At 56.9% G+C, this 16,464-nt stretch carries 9 protein-coding genes and 3 pseudogenes; 2 read left to right on the top strand and 10 right to left on the bottom strand.

The genetic code is table 11. From position 1 onward, the window contains the following. Nucleotides 1-1,267 precede the first annotated feature (1,267 nt). From H8E27_01235 to H8E27_01215, 5 genes are read right to left on the bottom strand one after another with little or no spacing between them, the layout of a single operon-like run. Nucleotides 1,268-2,956, bottom strand: coding sequence for a hypothetical protein (locus H8E27_01235; protein ID MBC8324238.1), 1,689 nt, complete (start codon nucleotides 2,954-2,956; stop codon nucleotides 1,268-1,270). Beyond that, nucleotides 2,953-5,409: a hypothetical protein gene (locus tag H8E27_01230; GenBank protein ID MBC8324237.1), complete on the bottom strand. Its 2,457-nt coding sequence runs from the start codon at nucleotides 5,407-5,409 to the stop codon at nucleotides 2,953-2,955. The genes H8E27_01235 and H8E27_01230 overlap by 4 nt, the downstream gene beginning before the upstream one ends. Then, entirely contained in the window at nucleotides 5,409-7,607 is a 2,199-nt protein-coding gene (locus tag H8E27_01225; GenBank protein MBC8324236.1) for a BatA domain-containing protein, read from the bottom strand. The genes H8E27_01230 and H8E27_01225 overlap by 1 nt, the downstream gene beginning before the upstream one ends. Further along, nucleotides 7,607-8,521, bottom strand: a complete 915-nt coding sequence (locus tag H8E27_01220; protein ID MBC8324235.1) for a DUF58 domain-containing protein — start codon at nucleotides 8,519-8,521, stop codon at nucleotides 7,607-7,609. Before H8E27_01220 ends, H8E27_01225 begins: the two co-directional genes overlap by 1 nt. Nucleotides 8,522-8,537: 16 nt before the next feature. Further along, entirely contained in the window at nucleotides 8,538-9,578 is a 1,041-nt protein-coding gene (locus H8E27_01215; GenBank protein MBC8324234.1) for a MoxR family ATPase, read from the bottom strand. Between the two features lie 216 nt (nucleotides 9,579-9,794). Here H8E27_01215 and H8E27_01210 point away from each other — a divergent pair, with 216 nt between their 5' ends. Next, nucleotides 9,795-10,712, top strand: coding sequence for a hypothetical protein (locus H8E27_01210; protein ID MBC8324233.1), 918 nt, complete (start codon nucleotides 9,795-9,797; stop codon nucleotides 10,710-10,712). A 2-nt stretch (nucleotides 10,713-10,714) separates the two neighbouring features. Here H8E27_01210 and H8E27_01205 read toward each other — a convergent pair whose 3' ends face one another. Together H8E27_01205 and H8E27_01200 are read right to left on the bottom strand one after the other, a co-directional pair. Next, the gene (locus tag H8E27_01205; GenBank protein MBC8324232.1) at nucleotides 10,715-11,875 is read right to left on the bottom strand and encodes an AGE family epimerase/isomerase; all 1,161 of its coding nucleotides are present in this window, start codon (nucleotides 11,873-11,875) and stop codon (nucleotides 10,715-10,717) included. Then, nucleotides 11,876-12,796, bottom strand: a complete 921-nt coding sequence (locus H8E27_01200; protein MBC8324231.1) for a dihydrodipicolinate synthase family protein — start codon at nucleotides 12,794-12,796, stop codon at nucleotides 11,876-11,878. A gap of 52 nt (nucleotides 12,797-12,848) precedes the next feature. Between H8E27_01200 and H8E27_01195 the strand changes: the two genes are divergently transcribed. Further along, the gene (locus tag H8E27_01195) at nucleotides 12,849-13,565 is read left to right on the top strand and encodes a single-stranded DNA-binding protein (GenBank protein MBC8324230.1); all 717 of its coding nucleotides are present in this window, start codon (nucleotides 12,849-12,851) and stop codon (nucleotides 13,563-13,565) included. A gap of 384 nt (nucleotides 13,566-13,949) precedes the next feature. Here the strand turns inward: H8E27_01195 and H8E27_01190 are convergent. The 3 pseudogenes from H8E27_01190 to H8E27_01180 form a co-directional block, all read right to left on the bottom strand. Continuing rightward, nucleotides 13,950-14,786, bottom strand: a pseudogene (locus tag H8E27_01190) (sialate O-acetylesterase). A gap of 72 nt (nucleotides 14,787-14,858) precedes the next feature. Further along, nucleotides 14,859-15,035: pseudogene (locus tag H8E27_01185) on the bottom strand (sialate O-acetylesterase). A 54-nt stretch (nucleotides 15,036-15,089) separates the two neighbouring features. Then, a pseudogene (locus tag H8E27_01180) lies at nucleotides 15,090-16,464 on the bottom strand (sulfatase).

Here is a 16,464-nt window from a genome sequence, read left to right as displayed (position 1 = left end):
AGTTCATCCTCAAGGGCTTGCTTGGCGTCACCGAGATTTTCTAGTGCGAGCTCCTGCTGCTCGGGGGCTTGCAACGCTTTGGCTTGCGGGGCAGCCTGTGTATTGCTCAAAATGGAGCGGACGGCTTGTTGATTGTCGCGTGAATCCTTGAGTTCATCGGCGGCTTTGGGGACAACGCTTTTAACGTCTTGCCGGATGAGATCGGTCTGGAAGGCCAGTTCAGCTTGTTGGCGCTCGAGGGATTCGGTGTCCGGTGTTTTGGCGTTCTTGAGTTCCTTTGTTTCGGCCATCACTTCACTTTGCTCAGCCATCACGTGTTTAATGTCTTCGATGGCTTGGCGGATGGTTTCTTCTTTGCTGCGCTCGGGGGCAAGGAGCCGGACGACCTCGACCATACTGCGATGGGCGGCCTGTTCGTTGCCGGCGGCACTCTTGATAGCTTTGTTTTTAAGATCGGCGGAGGCGCCATCCAATGCGGGCTGTAAATCGGCCTTCACTTTGGCCAGCGCCTTGGCGGCGCGATGCTCTTCGGTGCCAGCGAATTTCTCGTCGAGTTTTTCCAAAAGAGCGGTGAGCAGTTTGGATTCGTCGTGAATGCCCACTTGGTCGAGCTCCTGAATCCGCAGATCAATCTTGGCGTCTTCGCGGTGGGCGTAAGAATTGGACCCGCGTGATTTGGTGACCATTTGCACCGCGCGTTGAAGGTTGCCATGTTGAGTTTTGGCAAGCCGATCAAAGCGGGTGGCGATGACCCTAAATTCCTGTTGCAATTGCCAGTCGAGATAAATTTGCTTGAGCGAAACGATGACTTGTTTTTGGCCGGAGAACGCGCCGATGGCATTCTCACTGGCACGCTTGGGATCGCTGCCGATGATTTGTGCGGCCTGGAGTTGTTTGACCACACCGGCCACTTCGGCACCGGTGAGTTGATTGAGCATCCCGCGGAAGCGCCGCAGTGTGTTGACATCGTCGCCTTCCAATCCGTTGCGATTGTATTCAGCAATCACCGAGTCGAGTTGGATCGCCACGCGTTGAAGACTAATGGCGATATTGTTTTGCTTCACCTCCTGTCGAAGGAGACCAGAATTGGGTTTTTGGGCGGGCGCGGCCGCCACCAAAAATGGCGCGGCGAGCAATGCAATGAGGGGGATAAGGTTTAGCTTCATAAATTATTCTCCTGAGCGTTGGCTGTTTTCAACAACGCTTCGTTGATTATGTCTATTATGCTGCTTTTGGCAACATTCATCTGACCGCTTTGTGGCCAGAATTATTCGTTTTCACCCCCACCGGAACCGGCCCGTGCGCGGATGATTTCGCCCAGTTCGCGATTGAGTTTTTCTTGATCCTCCGCGGTTTGATTTACTCCGGTAATCGAATCGGTGGCGCGGTTTTGGAGATCTTGTCGCTTTTCGTCATCCGTCACCACCGAGGCCAGCAACCTTCGGCTTTGGCTGACACCCGCCCGCGGCGCGCAGGCGTCAGTCGCTTCAATCCAATATTCCATTTGCTCACCCGAACGAGGCTTCAGGTCAACTATTTGCCAGTCGTAAGCCACCCGCGCCTGGCGGCCCAATTTCTTCTCCGGCTGCAGCGGAATGCTTCGCACGCGTCCGGTGGAATCGGTGTATTTCAGCGCGAGCTGGGCCACTCCGTAATCGTCCTTCACTGATATCATAATTGGGAGGCGCGCCCGTTGGGTTACCTTTTCCTCCTTCCCCACTGGCTGCAACACGCGGACCACCGGCGGTTCATCCGGCATCATCGCCACGCGGTACACCGCCTCATCGCGAGAGTCGAAGCCGTGCTGATCCACAAGCTTGACGCTGAAGCTGGTGATGTCCAACTCGCGCATTGGGACGGTGAGCCTGAGTTCGTGATCGCTTCCGGTTTTCCCTAAAGGAAATTCCCCGGATTCACCAGATGAACGGAATACGGTGACATGACCGCCGGTGACGGGTTTATTGGCTACCACCTTGATCTGCAATTTGCCGCCCGCCAACAACACTAAATCACCGCGGCGACGATCCTGTGATGGCAAGCCGGTGTATGACGGATAATGTTGGCGAAACTGAATCGCCTGCACCGCCGGCCGTGGGACAACGGTGACGCTCTCTTTCGCGCGGGCGTCATGGGCGCGCACATCGACCCGAAACGACTCGCGCACATTTTCCAGCTTCAACCGATACTCCGCGGGATGCGCCGCCGGTTCGCGCACTGCGGTGTATTTCACCGAGCGATCGGAATTGTCGTATTGAATATAAATATCCGCCGACTCAGGGTTCACTCGACTGATGGCGTTTAACGTCACAATGAGTTCGACATCATCTCCGCGTGCAATGATCGCTTTAGGATTCACCCGCACCGATTGGATATGCGTAAACCGCGGCACCGCTTCATTGGAAAGAAACGCCCGCCGCAATAGCACGCCGGTGTCCGGTTGGTAGCGGTTAAACGCTAACCCACCCAAACTGCCGAGGAGCAACGCCATCACCGCCGCCAACGCAAAGGCGTCGTTGGGGACGATGGAATTGAAATTGATCGAACGCGCCATCGTTTCGGTTTGTTTTACCAAGGCCGCCACGAATCCTTTTGAGGTGCCCGCCGGTAACGCATCGCCCGTCAGTTGTGTGGATGCGATGAGGCGGCTGCGAAATTCCGGTCGCGCGTGTTCCACTTCCAGCGCCACCGTCTCGTCGTCTGCTTGATTGAGCAGCGGATGAGCGATGTGCCGCGCAGCAATGATGAGCAGCACCAATGCGTCCAGCGCCAGCATGGCTTGCCGAATGCCGTGAGAAAAATCCCACTTCCAATCCGCAATCATCCCTGCGCTGAGCATCGACACCGCTGCCGCCACCAACCACGCCACGCCCGTGCCCAACGCCAGCCCAAGCCGCTTGGTTCGCACCCCATCGAGTTTGGCGGTTAAAATTGTACTGCTTTGTTTCGCGGTGTTCATTTCAAGTAGGACCATTTACGCAACACCCATTCGATGGTGACGACCAATAAAATAAGCAGGAAATAAAGCGGCGTGGCCCACAGTTCCAACTCCAATCGGCTCTCCACTGTAGCTGGTTTGGCGGCGATGGTTTTGACCAGTTGATGTAAATCCTCCTCGCGGAAAAACCGCCCGTGCGTGAGCGCGGCAACATCCCGCATCAGCTTGGCGTTCATTGCCGTCTCGGCCATTTCAAGGCTGGATTCCGCCACGGTGAAGTCGCGTTTTTGATCCGGCGCCTCCTGTAAATGAAACTGGTATTGCCCTGCTGTGGGCGCAACGAATTCACCAAAGAATAATCCCGGTTTCCCCTTCACCGCTTTGAGTGGCACTTCCGTTGGGGAGTGGCCTTCCTCAGTTGTTGATACCACCCCGCGCAGAACTTCTTCAAGCGAAGGTTCGTAGCCCTCTTGATATAATCGCGCATACACGCGAATGCGATCGCCTACGTTGTAATTTTGGCTGTCCAAAGAAATTTGCACACGCTTTTCCGCGCCGATGAATCGCTGTTGGGCCATTCGCTGATTCACTTGCCCCCAGAATCGCGTATAATAGCGATCACCCACATTGCGCCGCCACCGCCAGGTGTTATCGGTACCCACATACAAGACCTGCCCCAGCCCGTACTCGTGCTGCGCCATCACGGGCAGCTTGCCCTGAGGCGTGTCCCGCGAGGGATCCACCATCAACACCGTTGCGCCCGGCTTGGCGACGACCGGGGCCACCCAATAAATCGGCGGCATAGCGGCCCACATTGCGTCGTTGCTTTCGCCATCACCGGCGAGGTTGAGCATTGGATCCCCCTTCCCGCGCGGAGTAAGCTGCACTTGGATCGGCTGATCAAACACCGGGTCCGCACCGCCGAGGGTGGCGGGCTCAAATTCCACCGGCAATAAATCCGCCACCGGCGTGTCGGCGTACCCTATAGGACTGTACCGACGCCCGGCAATCATCACGAACGCCCCGCCGAAGCGACTGACAAACTCGTTCAAATTTTCCATTTGCGTTGTCGATATGCGGCTGGGGTCCACATCACCAAACACGACCACGTCGTATTCGAAGAGATCTTTTTTGGTTTCGGGAAATTTCTCAAGGTACGGCGAGTTTTCTTCCTGCGCGATGGAGGGATCTCCTTCGAGCAAAAGCGTTTTGAGCTCCACGCGGCGGTCGCGCATTAGCACGGCCTGGAGATAGCGGTAATCCCAGCGCGGCGCTTGCTCGACAAAGAGCACGCGAATTTTGTCATCCACCACCCGCAGGCGGCGGAAGGCCTCGTTATTCCCCGGATCCGTTTCGTCCTCCCGCGCGGCAATGTGGGCGCGCAAATCAAATTCACCAGCCACATTGGTTTTGAACCGCAGCGGCACACGCTGCTCGCCGTCCTTTCCGAAGGCCACCGTTTCTTCCGCCACCACTTCACCATTAAGCGTAAGTAATAACCGGCCGTTTTTTCCGAGCAATCCCTGTGACCGAACGCGCACGTGCACCAGCAATTCGTCTTCGAGAAACGCCGTGGGCGGCGCTTCCATCCCGGCAATAATTATGTCTCGCGGCGAAGTGATGCCAACGCCGTAAAAATAAACCGGCACGCCGGCATCGCGCAGGGATTGGGCCACCACGCGTGGGGCATCGCCGGAATTGTGTGCGCCATCAGTGAGCACCCACACCCCCGCAAGTGCCTGCCCACGCTTACGGTGGATGGCTTCGCGCAGAGAATCGCCCAGCGCAGTTCCCGCATGCGGCGCTCCCAGCGTGTCCACCCACTTAAAATCATCGAGGGTAAACTTTCCCGCGCGAACGGATTCTCCACCGGGTTGCGTCTCGATTTGGCGCGCCCGGGGAAGCTCGCGCACTTGGCCGCCCAAGCCGAACGTGAACGGGACCACTTCAAATTTATCGGATAACGCCGGCAACAAATTGAGTCGTTCGTTTTGCAACACCGCACGCAGCACGTTGGTGCGGGCCATCTCACGCAGCTCGGCGGTTTTGCCTTCATCCAGCGGCTGCGACAACCCCTTTGTGGGGTCGAGCAATCCCTTGGCGATGGCCGCGCGTTGAATGTCTTCAGGGGCGATGCGCGGGTCGGCCAGAGTCATGCTTTGGCTGGAATCCACCAGCACGAGCAAGGTTCGCCGAATTTCACGCGACATCGTCAACACCAAAACCGGTCGCAGCAACAGCCCAAGCAATAGTGCGATGAATAATCCGCGCAACCCGATAAGCAACACGCGCCGTGTACGGCTTAACTCCGAGGGCAGCCACCGATACGAGCCCCACACCACTCCGATAAAGATCACGGCCAATAAGAATATCCAACCCCACTCCACGCCCTCGTGCACGCGCGGGGTCATGTGCACCACGCTGCTCCCGGATTCCACGGTGGCGCCGGTAAGTTTGAGAATCCAATCCTGCATTACTTTGACTGGCTAAATTTTTGGGCGAGATACGTTTCCAGAGCCACCATTGCGAGCACCACCAGCAAAACGATCAGCCAGTATTCGGCACCCACTCGTGCTTTCTTCACTTGTTTTTTGAGGTCTGCATCCGCTTCCCAATGAATGAGCGTGGCGGCGGTGGGCAGTGCACTGTCGTTCACTTTATGCAGATCGGATTCGCGTTGATCCGGCTGCACGGCAAACAGCGTAGCCTGTTCATCGCCATTGAGAATGAATTCATAAAGTCCCGCGCGATGCGTTTCTTTGAATTGCAACACCGGCCGGTCCAGCAGCACTTCAGCCGAGAGACGATTCGTCTGCGCCAACCCGGGCACCACCACTCGGCCTTGTTGATTGGGCTGATGGGCCGCGAGCGGATGGAGAAAAGATTCACCCACCCGGAGATTCAACCCTTTGTCGCCTTGCGCCTGCACGTTACCAAGGATACGATAGAGCATTGGTACCACCGAGGAAGCGCGCACGGCGAAATCGCTCCACGCAGTGTCGGCGGTGGTGCTGAATTGGAAGACGCGGCCCGCGCCCCAGTCGCGCTCCATAATGGCCGGCTCACCCAATGAGCCTTCGGCATCCCGCGCGGCGGCATACCGCAGCACCACCTTCACCGGGCCAGCCTCTTTTTCAGTGGAGAGCTCCGGTTGTTTTTCTAGTTTCAAATGGCGGAACGTGCGGACATCATCAAGCTGGCCGAATTCCTGATTATTCCACGGCGCAGTGATGGGATGCTCAAAACCGGCTGATTGAAACAGGCTGAACACTTCATCCTGCAATTCGTCCCCAATCGCCTCACCCCATTTGGAAGGAAGCAGGCCGTGTTTTGCAAACAGCTCGTCATTGTAAAATTTCACATCAACGCGGTCCCCCGGATACACGAGCACCCCGCCGCCTTGGCGCAGGAATCCTTTGAGCGCGGAAACCTGATTGGGCGTGAGCCGTTCCACATTGGCGAGCACAACTGCGGCGTAGCGATTGAGCACGTTGCGGGCAAAATCCGTCGGTGTCACGGTGTCCACTTTAACATAATGATCAGCCACCGGTTCCAAGGCGAGCTTGAGAAAATAACTTTCGTGTTCGCGCGGATCACGCGCCGCGGTGTCGCCATCCACCACTAACACCCGCACATCGCGCACGGCGCGTACGACGAGAAAATTTTGATTATCCGCTTCAAGGCTATCGAATCGCTCCGGCTGATCAAACGAAGCGCGCACGGAATGATACCCCACTTTAGAAAAGCGCGCGTACAGCGGCACGGTTCGAGTCGCCCCGGCCTTCACTTCGGGGATCATCACTTTGTCGACCGGATTTTTCCCGTCATCGAGATACAACCCCACGTTCATATTCGTCACCGCCTGCGCCGCGTGGTTGGCCACCGTCACATCAAACCGCAATGGATGCTCCACCGGCGTGAGACCGGAAGCCACATCCACGCCGGTGACGGCGTAATTTGCCGGCGGATTGGATTCGCCCACGCGCAAAATATACACGCGAATATCGTCGCGATTTTCGTCGATGAGTTTCCGGATTTCCTCCTGCTGCTGCCAGCCGCTGTCTTGACCATCGGTGATTATATAAATTTCTTTCCGCAACGCTGCCCGGCCCTTGAGAATTTTCACGGCCTGATCGACTGCCGGATACAAATCGGTGGCGTGATGGCTGACCTTCGCGCGATCAATCACCTCGTGCGCCTGCCGCAACGCGCGGGTTGGGCTAATGATGCTGTCTTTCTCCTGAACCAAATCCGAGGCGAGAAGCACCGAGGCATACGAACCCGAAGGCATCGCATCGATGGCCTCTTTGGCGGCGGCACGCGCTTTTTGGAACGCGGATTTTTTATCCAGCCCGCGCAAATCCATACTGTACGAATTATCCAGCACCACCACCGCCGTCACTTTCGCCTGCCCGAGAATATCGGTGCCGGAGGATTTTAATGCCGGACGCGCCAACGCAAAGGCAAGCAAGGCGAGCAAGGCGCAGCGCAGCAACAGCAAAATCAAATCCTCCAACTGCATTCGGCGTTGGTTTTGTTCCACACTAAGCTTGATGAATTTCATCGCGGCCCAAGAAACCTTTTTGAATTTCCGCCGGTTGAGTAAATGAATGATGATCGGCACCGCCACCGCGGCGGTTCCAAACAGCATGATGGAATTGAGGAAGGACATCAGTGCTGTTTCCCCTTTGCGGTGCGGAGGCGAAAGCTGAGGTAATCACTCAGCACGTTGGCCAGTGGTTTGCTGGTGTCCACACGCGTGTAGTGCACACCGTTCTTCTCGCAGCCCTCGCGGATACGGCGCTGGAACGATTCAATTTCGCGTTGGTACGTGCGACGGATTTCGGCGGGACGCGTGAGGATTTTTGGGATTTTTTCGAGCCCGTCGAATTCAACCAATCCGTTGAAGGGAAACTCCAGCTCATACGGATCCAGAGTATGAAACACGATCACCTCGTGTCCGCCAAAGCGCAGATGTTGGATGCCCTCCATTACCGCTTCTTCCTCATCAAAAAAATCGCTGATCAAAATGAAGATGCCTTTGCGCGGTGTTTGCAGCGCCATATCGTGCAGGTTGCGCGCGATGTCGGTGGCTTGTTCTCCTTCGAACGCTGCGAGCCGCCCCATCAACGTGTGCAGCATCGCACGGCTATCGCTGCGAGGCGCATAGTCGCGCATGCCCTCATCGAAAATCCCAAGCGCCACCGCATCGCGTTGATGAAGAATGATGTACGAAAGTACCGCCGCAATCAATTTACCGTACTGAAGCTTGGTGTGTTGGCCCGAGCCGTAGGTCATACTTTCACTGCCATCGAGCAGGAGGTTGGCCACGTAATTGGTTTCCTGTTCGTACTGCTTGATGAAGAGGCGATCGGTGCGGGCATTGACCTTCCAATCGATATGACGCACATCATCGCCCGGCGAGTATTCGCGGTGCTGGGCAAACTCAATCGCAAAGCCGCGGTAGGGCGATTTGTGTTCGCCGGCCATGTAGCCCTCCACCACGTAACGCGCGTGCAGCCCAAGGGCATCCGCCCGGGCAATGGCCTCAGGGTCCAATAAATCCGCTGCGTGTTGCGCGTCCATTATTTAAACGGCACGCTTAGCTGAGCTTTTCGTCCTGCGGCACCTCTTCGAGAATGCGCTCGATGATATCATCGGGCGTGAGCCCTTCGCTGGTGGCGGAGAAGTTGGGAATAATCCGATGCCTCAACACCGGTCCGGCCATCGTCGCGACATCCTGACAACTCACATAAACCTGCCCGTTCAAAATCGCGTGCGCCTTGGCGGCCATTATCAAGTTCAACCCACCCCGCGGGCCGGCGCCCCAGCTGAGCCATTTTTTGCAAAGCGGCAACGCCTCGTCCGTGGTCACGCGCGTGACACGCACCAGTTTACGGGCGTATTCGAACACGTGATCTGCCACCGGAATGCGGCGCACGACGTCCTGCAACCGAATGATTTGCTCCGCATTCAATACCGGTTCCGGATTGCCCGGCTTCGTGCCGGTGACCATTTTCATGATGTCCATTTCCTCATCGGCATCGGGGTAATCCACTTTGATCATAAAGATAAAGCGATCCAACTGCGCCTCGGGTAGCGGGTAAGTCCCTTCCTGCTCAATGGGATTTTGGGTGGCCAATACAAAAAATGGAACCGGCAATTTGTGGTCCGTTCCCCCCGCGGAAATTTGCCGTTCCTGCATCGCCTCTAACATCGCCGCCTGTGTCTTGGGCGGCGTTCGGTTAATTTCATCGGCCAACACGATGTTGGCGAAGATGGGGCCTTTCAAAAATTTAAACTCGCGCTCGTTGGTAACTTTGTCCTGATGAATCACCTCCGTGCCCGTGATGTCGCTCGGCATCAAGTCAGGCGTAAACTGAATGCGCTTAAATTCGAGATCCAGCGTCTCCGCCAGTGACGACACCAGCAGCGTTTTCGCCAAGCCCGGCACGCCCACCAGCAACGAATGACTCCGGGTGAAGATACTGATGAGCACCTGATCCACGACTTCATTCTGACCAATGATGACTTTCGAAAGTTCCGCGCGAATCTTGGCCCGCGCTTCGGTGAGTTGTTCCACAGCCTGAAGATCTTCCCCCTCAAGTTGCGTTTGTTGTTCTGAATCGATTGTGGTCGTCATAAATTTTCTGCTGTGATGAGCGGGATAGGTTTAATGCGTTAGCCACCCCGTGTCGTTTTGCTGGCGGGACAGTACGAAGTCAGCTCTGCAATGCCAATCAAAACCATCCCCAAACGCGCGATTGGAATACCATTTGCGTCTGTGTATTCAGTCAAACCACATCATTTAATGATTTATCCGCTTGCTCTCAGCCTGCATTTTGTTAGTCTTACCTCAATGAAACACCTCATTACCGCACTTGCTGCCTGCGCCATAACTGCTTCGGCCCAGATAACCCTTGAAATTAAACACACCGAAAACAGTACGTTCACCTCTCAACATAACGTCAAGCTCATCCAAATTCTCAAAATCGCCGGGCAGGAAATCCCAACCAAAAGCCTCCAAAAATTCACCGTCAAATCAACCACAAACAAACGCGCCGCCAACGGCACCCTCAACACCCTCGCGACGTTTACCCAATGGGAAGGCCAGTGGAATTTCCCCGGCGGTATCAAAATGGAATTCAGCACCGCCACGCCCGATGCCAAAGCACCCCTCGCCCAACTCGAGCCCATTCTCGATATCGTGCGCACCATGGTCAAACACCCCACCACGCAGATCTACAATAAAGACGGATCACTCAATAAAGTCACCATCCCCAAAGCCGCGCTTGATGGTTTGGAAGGCCCGCTCAAAAATGAATTCAATGCCAAACAAATTTCCGAAGGCATCAAGCAGGAACACGCTCGTCTCCCCAATAAAGCTGTGTCCAAGGGGGACACCTGGGTGCGAAAGGAAACAATGCCCCTAGGCGCCGGCCAAACGCTTAACTTTCGCGTGGATTACACCTACGAAGGCATCATCGAAAAAAACAACCACAACCTCGATCGCATCACCGAAAAAGTCACCGACGCCGCCTACGACATGAACGGCCCCAACGCCGGCCCGCTCACGGTTAAAGACAGCGACCTCAAAGCCGCCAAATCAAAAATTGAGTTGCTCTTCGATCGCAAGCTCGGTCGCTTCGTAGAAACCAAAAGCCTCATTCAAGTCACCGGTGAAATGACCTTCAAAGCCAACGGACAGGAACTCCCCGGAAAACTCGACCTCACCATCGAGCAAAACACCGCTGAGTTGCCCTCAAAGAAAAAGTAACTTTACCGGTCCAACCACTGCCACGCCAGCAACTGCATCCGAGGCAAATGGAACGGACCCTTCCAAAGATTGCCCTTTAAGGGTACGGACACTCGACCGTCGCGGTGAAGATACCCGTACCATTCACCGTGCTCCGCATCGGGGAAATGCCCGTACGCCCAATCGTGCACTTGGCGGTGCATCGCTTCGTAACGCGAATCGCCCGTGAGCAAGTGCGCCAGCAACGTCGCCAAAATGGCTTCGTTGTGCGGCCACCAAAATTTCATGTCGTGCCAATACTCCTGCACCGGCTTGCCATCCACATCGCGGAAATAAAAAATGCCGCCGTGTTCCTCATCCCAACCCCGCGCCCACATCCAGTCGAGCATCTGGCAGCCCAACTCGATGAGCGCCGGATCGTTGCCGCGCAATCGCGCCTCATTCAAAATAAACCACGCCCCCTCAATCGCGTGCCCGGGATTGAGCAAGCGCCCGTCAAAGTGGTCGAGCAGCTCTCCCTTCAGCCCCACCGTTTCCATCACGCACTCGATCTCCGGCTTCACAAAATCGCGTTCGATTTCCGCAATGCACGCGTCGATGTCCGCGTTAAATAAATCGTCACCCAAACACGCTCGCATTTCCTGCGCCGTCACCAGCGAAATCATCGGCGCACCCATTTCTTTGCTTGGCCGCGTGTCCGTGAATTTCGCATCCGCCGAACCCGCAAACCCCGCGCGCGCCAACGCGTAAAGCTCCCGCGCCTTGTCCGCCATTGCCCTATCACCCGTGGCTTTCGCGTACGCGGCAAACGCAATTGCACCAAACGTTTCCGTAAAAAAATACCGCCGCTTGCGAACCGGCTCGCCCTCACGCGTCACGTGAAACCACATCCGCCCATCCTCATCAAAGCCGTGCTTCTCGATAAACTCAATCCCGTGCCGCGCCGCCGCCAGCCATTCTACGCGAGGCTCCACGGTATGATAGAGTGTGGCGAGCAACCACGTGAACCGGCACTGCTGCCACATCCCCTTGTCCGAATCCAGCAAACTGCCATCGCGATCGCGGGCAATCATAAACCCGCCGTGCGCCTCATCCACACAACGCGGCAGCCAGAAAGGCAACGTGTCCTCCAGCAATCCGTCACGGTAAACCGCAATCAATTCATCGCGTCTTTGATCTTTCATTTAATTCACCGTCGCGTGTTGATCAATCCATTCAAAAAACCCAATCGCCTCCAGCTCGCCGCGCAGCACCTCCAAATCCGAGACCGAACACTGCGGCAAAGGCGGCCGCGCCGGCCCGCAGTTTACTCCCACCCAATGCATCACCGCTTTGGCCGACTGCATGAAACCGTGGGCCGCAATCGTTTCAACCATCTTCAACGACCGCGCCTGCCAACGTCGCGCCTCCTCCAAATCACCCGCCGCGTGCGCCGCCATCACTCGATGATAAATCGGCGCGGCAAAATTATACGTACTCCCCACCGCCCCGCGACAGCCCAGTTCCCAGCCCTCAAGCAATTCCTCGTCGCACCCAAAAAGCATATCCGGCGCGCCATCCATTTCCAAAATTCGCCGCAATTGCGCGCGATCGGGATTCGTATATTTCACTCCCGCAAACCCCGGCAACGCATCCGACGCGCGCCTCACGAACTCCGCCGTATCAATCGTCACCCCCGTCATCACCGGGATGTCGTAAAAATAAAACGGCATCCCACCCGCGGGTTCCGTGATGCGCCCGAACCAATCCAGCAACGCCGCCGCATCAGCCGGCTTGAAAAAATTCGGTGCCATCGCGCTCATCGCATCCGCCCCCGCTTCCCGCGCCGCCACCGCCAAAGCCCGGGCGTCCGGCAAATTATTGTGCCCAATGTGCGCGATGAATTTCACGCCGCGCGCCCGCGCCGCCTTGCCCCACGCCGCAAACAATTCCGCGCGTTCGGGAGTGCTGAGCGAATGGCACTCGCCCGTCGTCCCCGCCACAAACGCGCCCGACACGCCATTCGCCGCCAAATGCGCCGCCTGTTCCGGCACACAATCGAGGTTCAGCGAAAAGTCACCGTGAAACGGCGTGTGAGGCGCCGCGATAAGTCCTGTTAATTTCATAGAGTTTACGTTTGTGATAAAAGTCGATTGAATCCCTCCCTACCCCACACAGATGACCAGCCAAAAAATAATCACCGCCGCGCGCGACTTGTCCGCCGCGTGCAATGCCCTCACCTTCACCGATCCCGTGGCGTACGTGTATAACCCGCTCGACTACGCCTGGCTCGCGCACGAGCAATACCTTTGCCTTGCCGCCGCCGCAAAAAAACGTGTCGTCTTCCTCGGCATGAATCCCGGCCCCTTCGGCATGGCCCAAACCGGCGTCCCCTTCGGCGAAGTCGCCGCCGCGCGCGATTGGCTCGGCATCAATGCCCCCATCGCCAAGCCCGCCCGCGAACACCCCAAACGCCCCATCGACGGACTCGCCTGCACCCGCAGCGAAGTCAGCGGACGCCGCCTGTGGGGACTCTTCAGCGAACGCTTTGATACGCCGAAAAAGTTTTTTACCGAACACTTCATCATCAACCATTGCCCGCTCGCCTTTATGGAAGACACCGGCCGCAATCGTACCCCCGACAAACTCCCCGCCGCCGAATCCGCCCCATTGATGGCCGCGTGCGATAATCACCTCCGGCGCGTCGTAGAAATCCTCGAACCCGAATGGCTCATTGCCGTGGGCGGCTTCGCCGAAAAACGCGCCACCGAAGCCCTCGATGGCATTAACGTCCGCATCGGAAAAATCCTCCACCCCAGTCCCGCCAGTCCCGCCGCCAACCGAGGCTGGGCCGAACAAGCCACCACCCAAATGACCGCCCAAGGCGTTTGGTGAACACGTGCTGCCGGTATCCTGCCGGCAAGGGGTCGGCACCACATCACGAACAAATGGCGCAGCAGGAAGACCCGCTCCATTTATCAAATTCAACTGCGGCTCCGGAAAGGGAATCCAACCGTAACGGACCTCCGTTGGATTCACCAATCCATCGGCAACCAATTCAACCGTGCCATCCACGATCCGCACCTTGGCAGAAACCCATTTGCCCTTACCTTCACCTTCGCGCATTTCAAAACCCATTGGCGGTTTCCCATCGCGAGTTTTTAATCCATCGGCAAATTCAAATTCCACAGTCACCCGCTCCCGATCGCTTCGCACAAACGCCACCGCTGGCCCCGAGGCAATCACGGATTTACCATAAACCTGTTTCGCTGCGATCAACGCCAACCGTTCCCCCACGGGTTTTTTGTCGCGTGGATGGACATTGGTTGGATGGCCAAGATCAATCGTCACCGCCATTCCAGTGTGCGGCAGTGCATTGTGAACGCGCTGTTGGCTGGCACGGAAGGCGGGCCAGTGCGGGCGCTTCATCGCGGGCAGTTGCACAAAAAGGAACGGCAAATTGGAACGCTTCATTTGCGCACGCCAATCGGTAACCAATGTTTTAAAAACAGCGTCGTGCTGCGCCACGCGCCAATCGATTTGAGCGTTGGATTCACCCTGATACCACAGCACACCCGCGATGGGCAGCGAGCGAAACGGAGCCACGGCAGCGTCCCACATAAAGACGGGCTTGAAAGAATGGTTTGGGCCAAGGTCATCGCCGGGGATAAATTCATTCGCCGCCAACGCGCGTTTTAAATTCGATTCGCCTCGCTCGCGACACCACGGCCCAAGATTTTTATTGGTGAGCCAATCGCCACGCACCATCGCCGCCAATTGCGGATGGGCGGCCAAGGCCTCACGGCGCACCCAAGCCTCGGCGGGCGTGCCTCCACTTGAGACGTTGATGAGTCCCACCGGCACATCCAAATCAGCGAGCAATTTTTGGCCAAAGAAAAATCCAACAGCGGAAAACGGCGCAGCGTTTTTCGGCGAGCAAACGCGCCATTGACCTTCGCAAAATCGTTCCGGCGCCAATCGCGCAACGAGTTCCGGCGGGTAATCGCCACTACCCCCCCGCGCGGCGCCCACAAAATTCAGCAACCGCAACCGCGAATGTTTAGCAGCGGGAACGACTGTCTTCGCCGTGGCGGTTTGGGAGAGCGGCCATTCCATATTCGACTGGCCCGCGCACAGCCACACCTCGCCCACAAGAATATCGGTGAGGGTAGTTATCCCAACCGTGCTTCCCGCTGAAAGCTGAAGCGTTTGCCCTTTCGCTTTAAGCGCAGGAAAATGGACGTTCCAATTTCCATCTGCATCGGCGATGGCGGTTTTTTTTTGATTTCCCAAAGTAACAGTCACTTTCGCTTCCGGTTTGGCCGTGCCCCAAACGGGGAGCGACTGCCCCTGTTGCAAAACCATATGACTGCCAAAGGCGCGCGCGAAACGCGGCGGCAAGTTCAGCTCTCTACGAAGTTGGCGCGAAAGGCGTTGGACGAATTCCGCATGCTTCGGCTGTGCGGCGAGGTTGATTGTTTCGCCGGAGTCAATGGCGTAGTCGTAAAGCTCGCGTGCAATGATTCGGCCGTTTTCAATCCACTCGGTGTAGCGACGGCGCTCGCCGCGGATGGAATAGCCGGTGGCCTTGCCGCGATATTGCTGCGTAAAGGCGGCGGGCTTGTGACCCCGCGCGGGATCGCGCAGCACGGGCGCAAGGCTGCGGCCTTCAAGATTTTTGCCCACGGGCAAGCCGGCCAAGTCAGCGAGCGTGGGGTAAATATCGAGCAACTCAGTGAGCGCCATCGTCTTGCGGCCCGCGGCCATTCCGGGGGCGGAAATAATAAGCGGCGCGCGGGCGGCGATTTCAAAGTTGGTGGCCTTGCCCCACAACCCGTGATCGCCCAAGTGCCAACCGTGATCACCGTAGAGCAGCACGATGGTATTCTCGCGCAAGCCAAGCCGATCAAGCTCGGAAAGCACGCGGCCGACTTGGGCATCGACGTAACTGATGCACGCGAAATAACCGTGGCGGAGATTGCGCGCGTTGGCCTCGGTGAACGGATCGCGCTTGGGTTGATCGGTGTAGCGGCGCACTTCGCCGGAGTTGTGCCCGGTCAACCCGGGCGCGCCCTTGGGCAACTCACCACGCGCGGCAAGTTGGATTTTCTTCGGGTCGTACAAATCCCAATATTTTTTCGGCGCGACAAATGGCGTGTGCGGTTTGATGAAACCCACGCCGAGGAAGAACGGTTTGCCCTTGAGTTCACGCAACGCAGCAATGGCCGCATCGGCCGCTTGGCCATCGTAGAGGGTATTGTCCGGCACGGCGGGCGCTTCGGTCATCGGGCCGAACACGAGTTTTTTTGTCCAAGCATCCGGTGCGGAATTTTTCGCACCGTAGCTTTGCGCAAACGAAGCCTTCGCCTGCGCAATACCGCTCTCGGTAAAATAATAGCGCGGCCCAAATCGAATAACCGGCGCGGACCACGACGGCGCATCGCCCATCGTGTCCCAAGGGGTTTTACTGGCGCCAACCGGAAAAACACCGTGATACATTTTGCCAATGGCGCGCGATTCGTAACCGTGAATTTTGAAATGCTGCGGCAACGTGACAAGCTCCGGATTGCGCGTGCGAAAGTGCGCGTGATTATGCGTCACGCCCGTGGTCTCCGGCCGGAGCCCCGTCATCAAGCTCGTGCGCGATGGATTGCACAGCGGTTGCTGACAATAAGCGCGCTCGAACAAAACGCCACGCTTGGCCAAGCGATCGATGTTCGGGCTAACGATGTGTTGCGCGCCATAACACCCCAGCTCCGGCCGCAAATCGTCGATGGCAATGAACAGCACATTC

The sequence above is a fragment of the Limisphaerales bacterium genome, from assembly GCA_014382585.1.
GTDB lineage: Bacteria > Verrucomicrobiota > Verrucomicrobiia > Limisphaerales > UBA1100 > JACNJL01.
The sequence above is the reverse complement of the archived record's forward strand: the minus strand, read 5'-3'. Positions and strand labels throughout refer to the sequence as shown.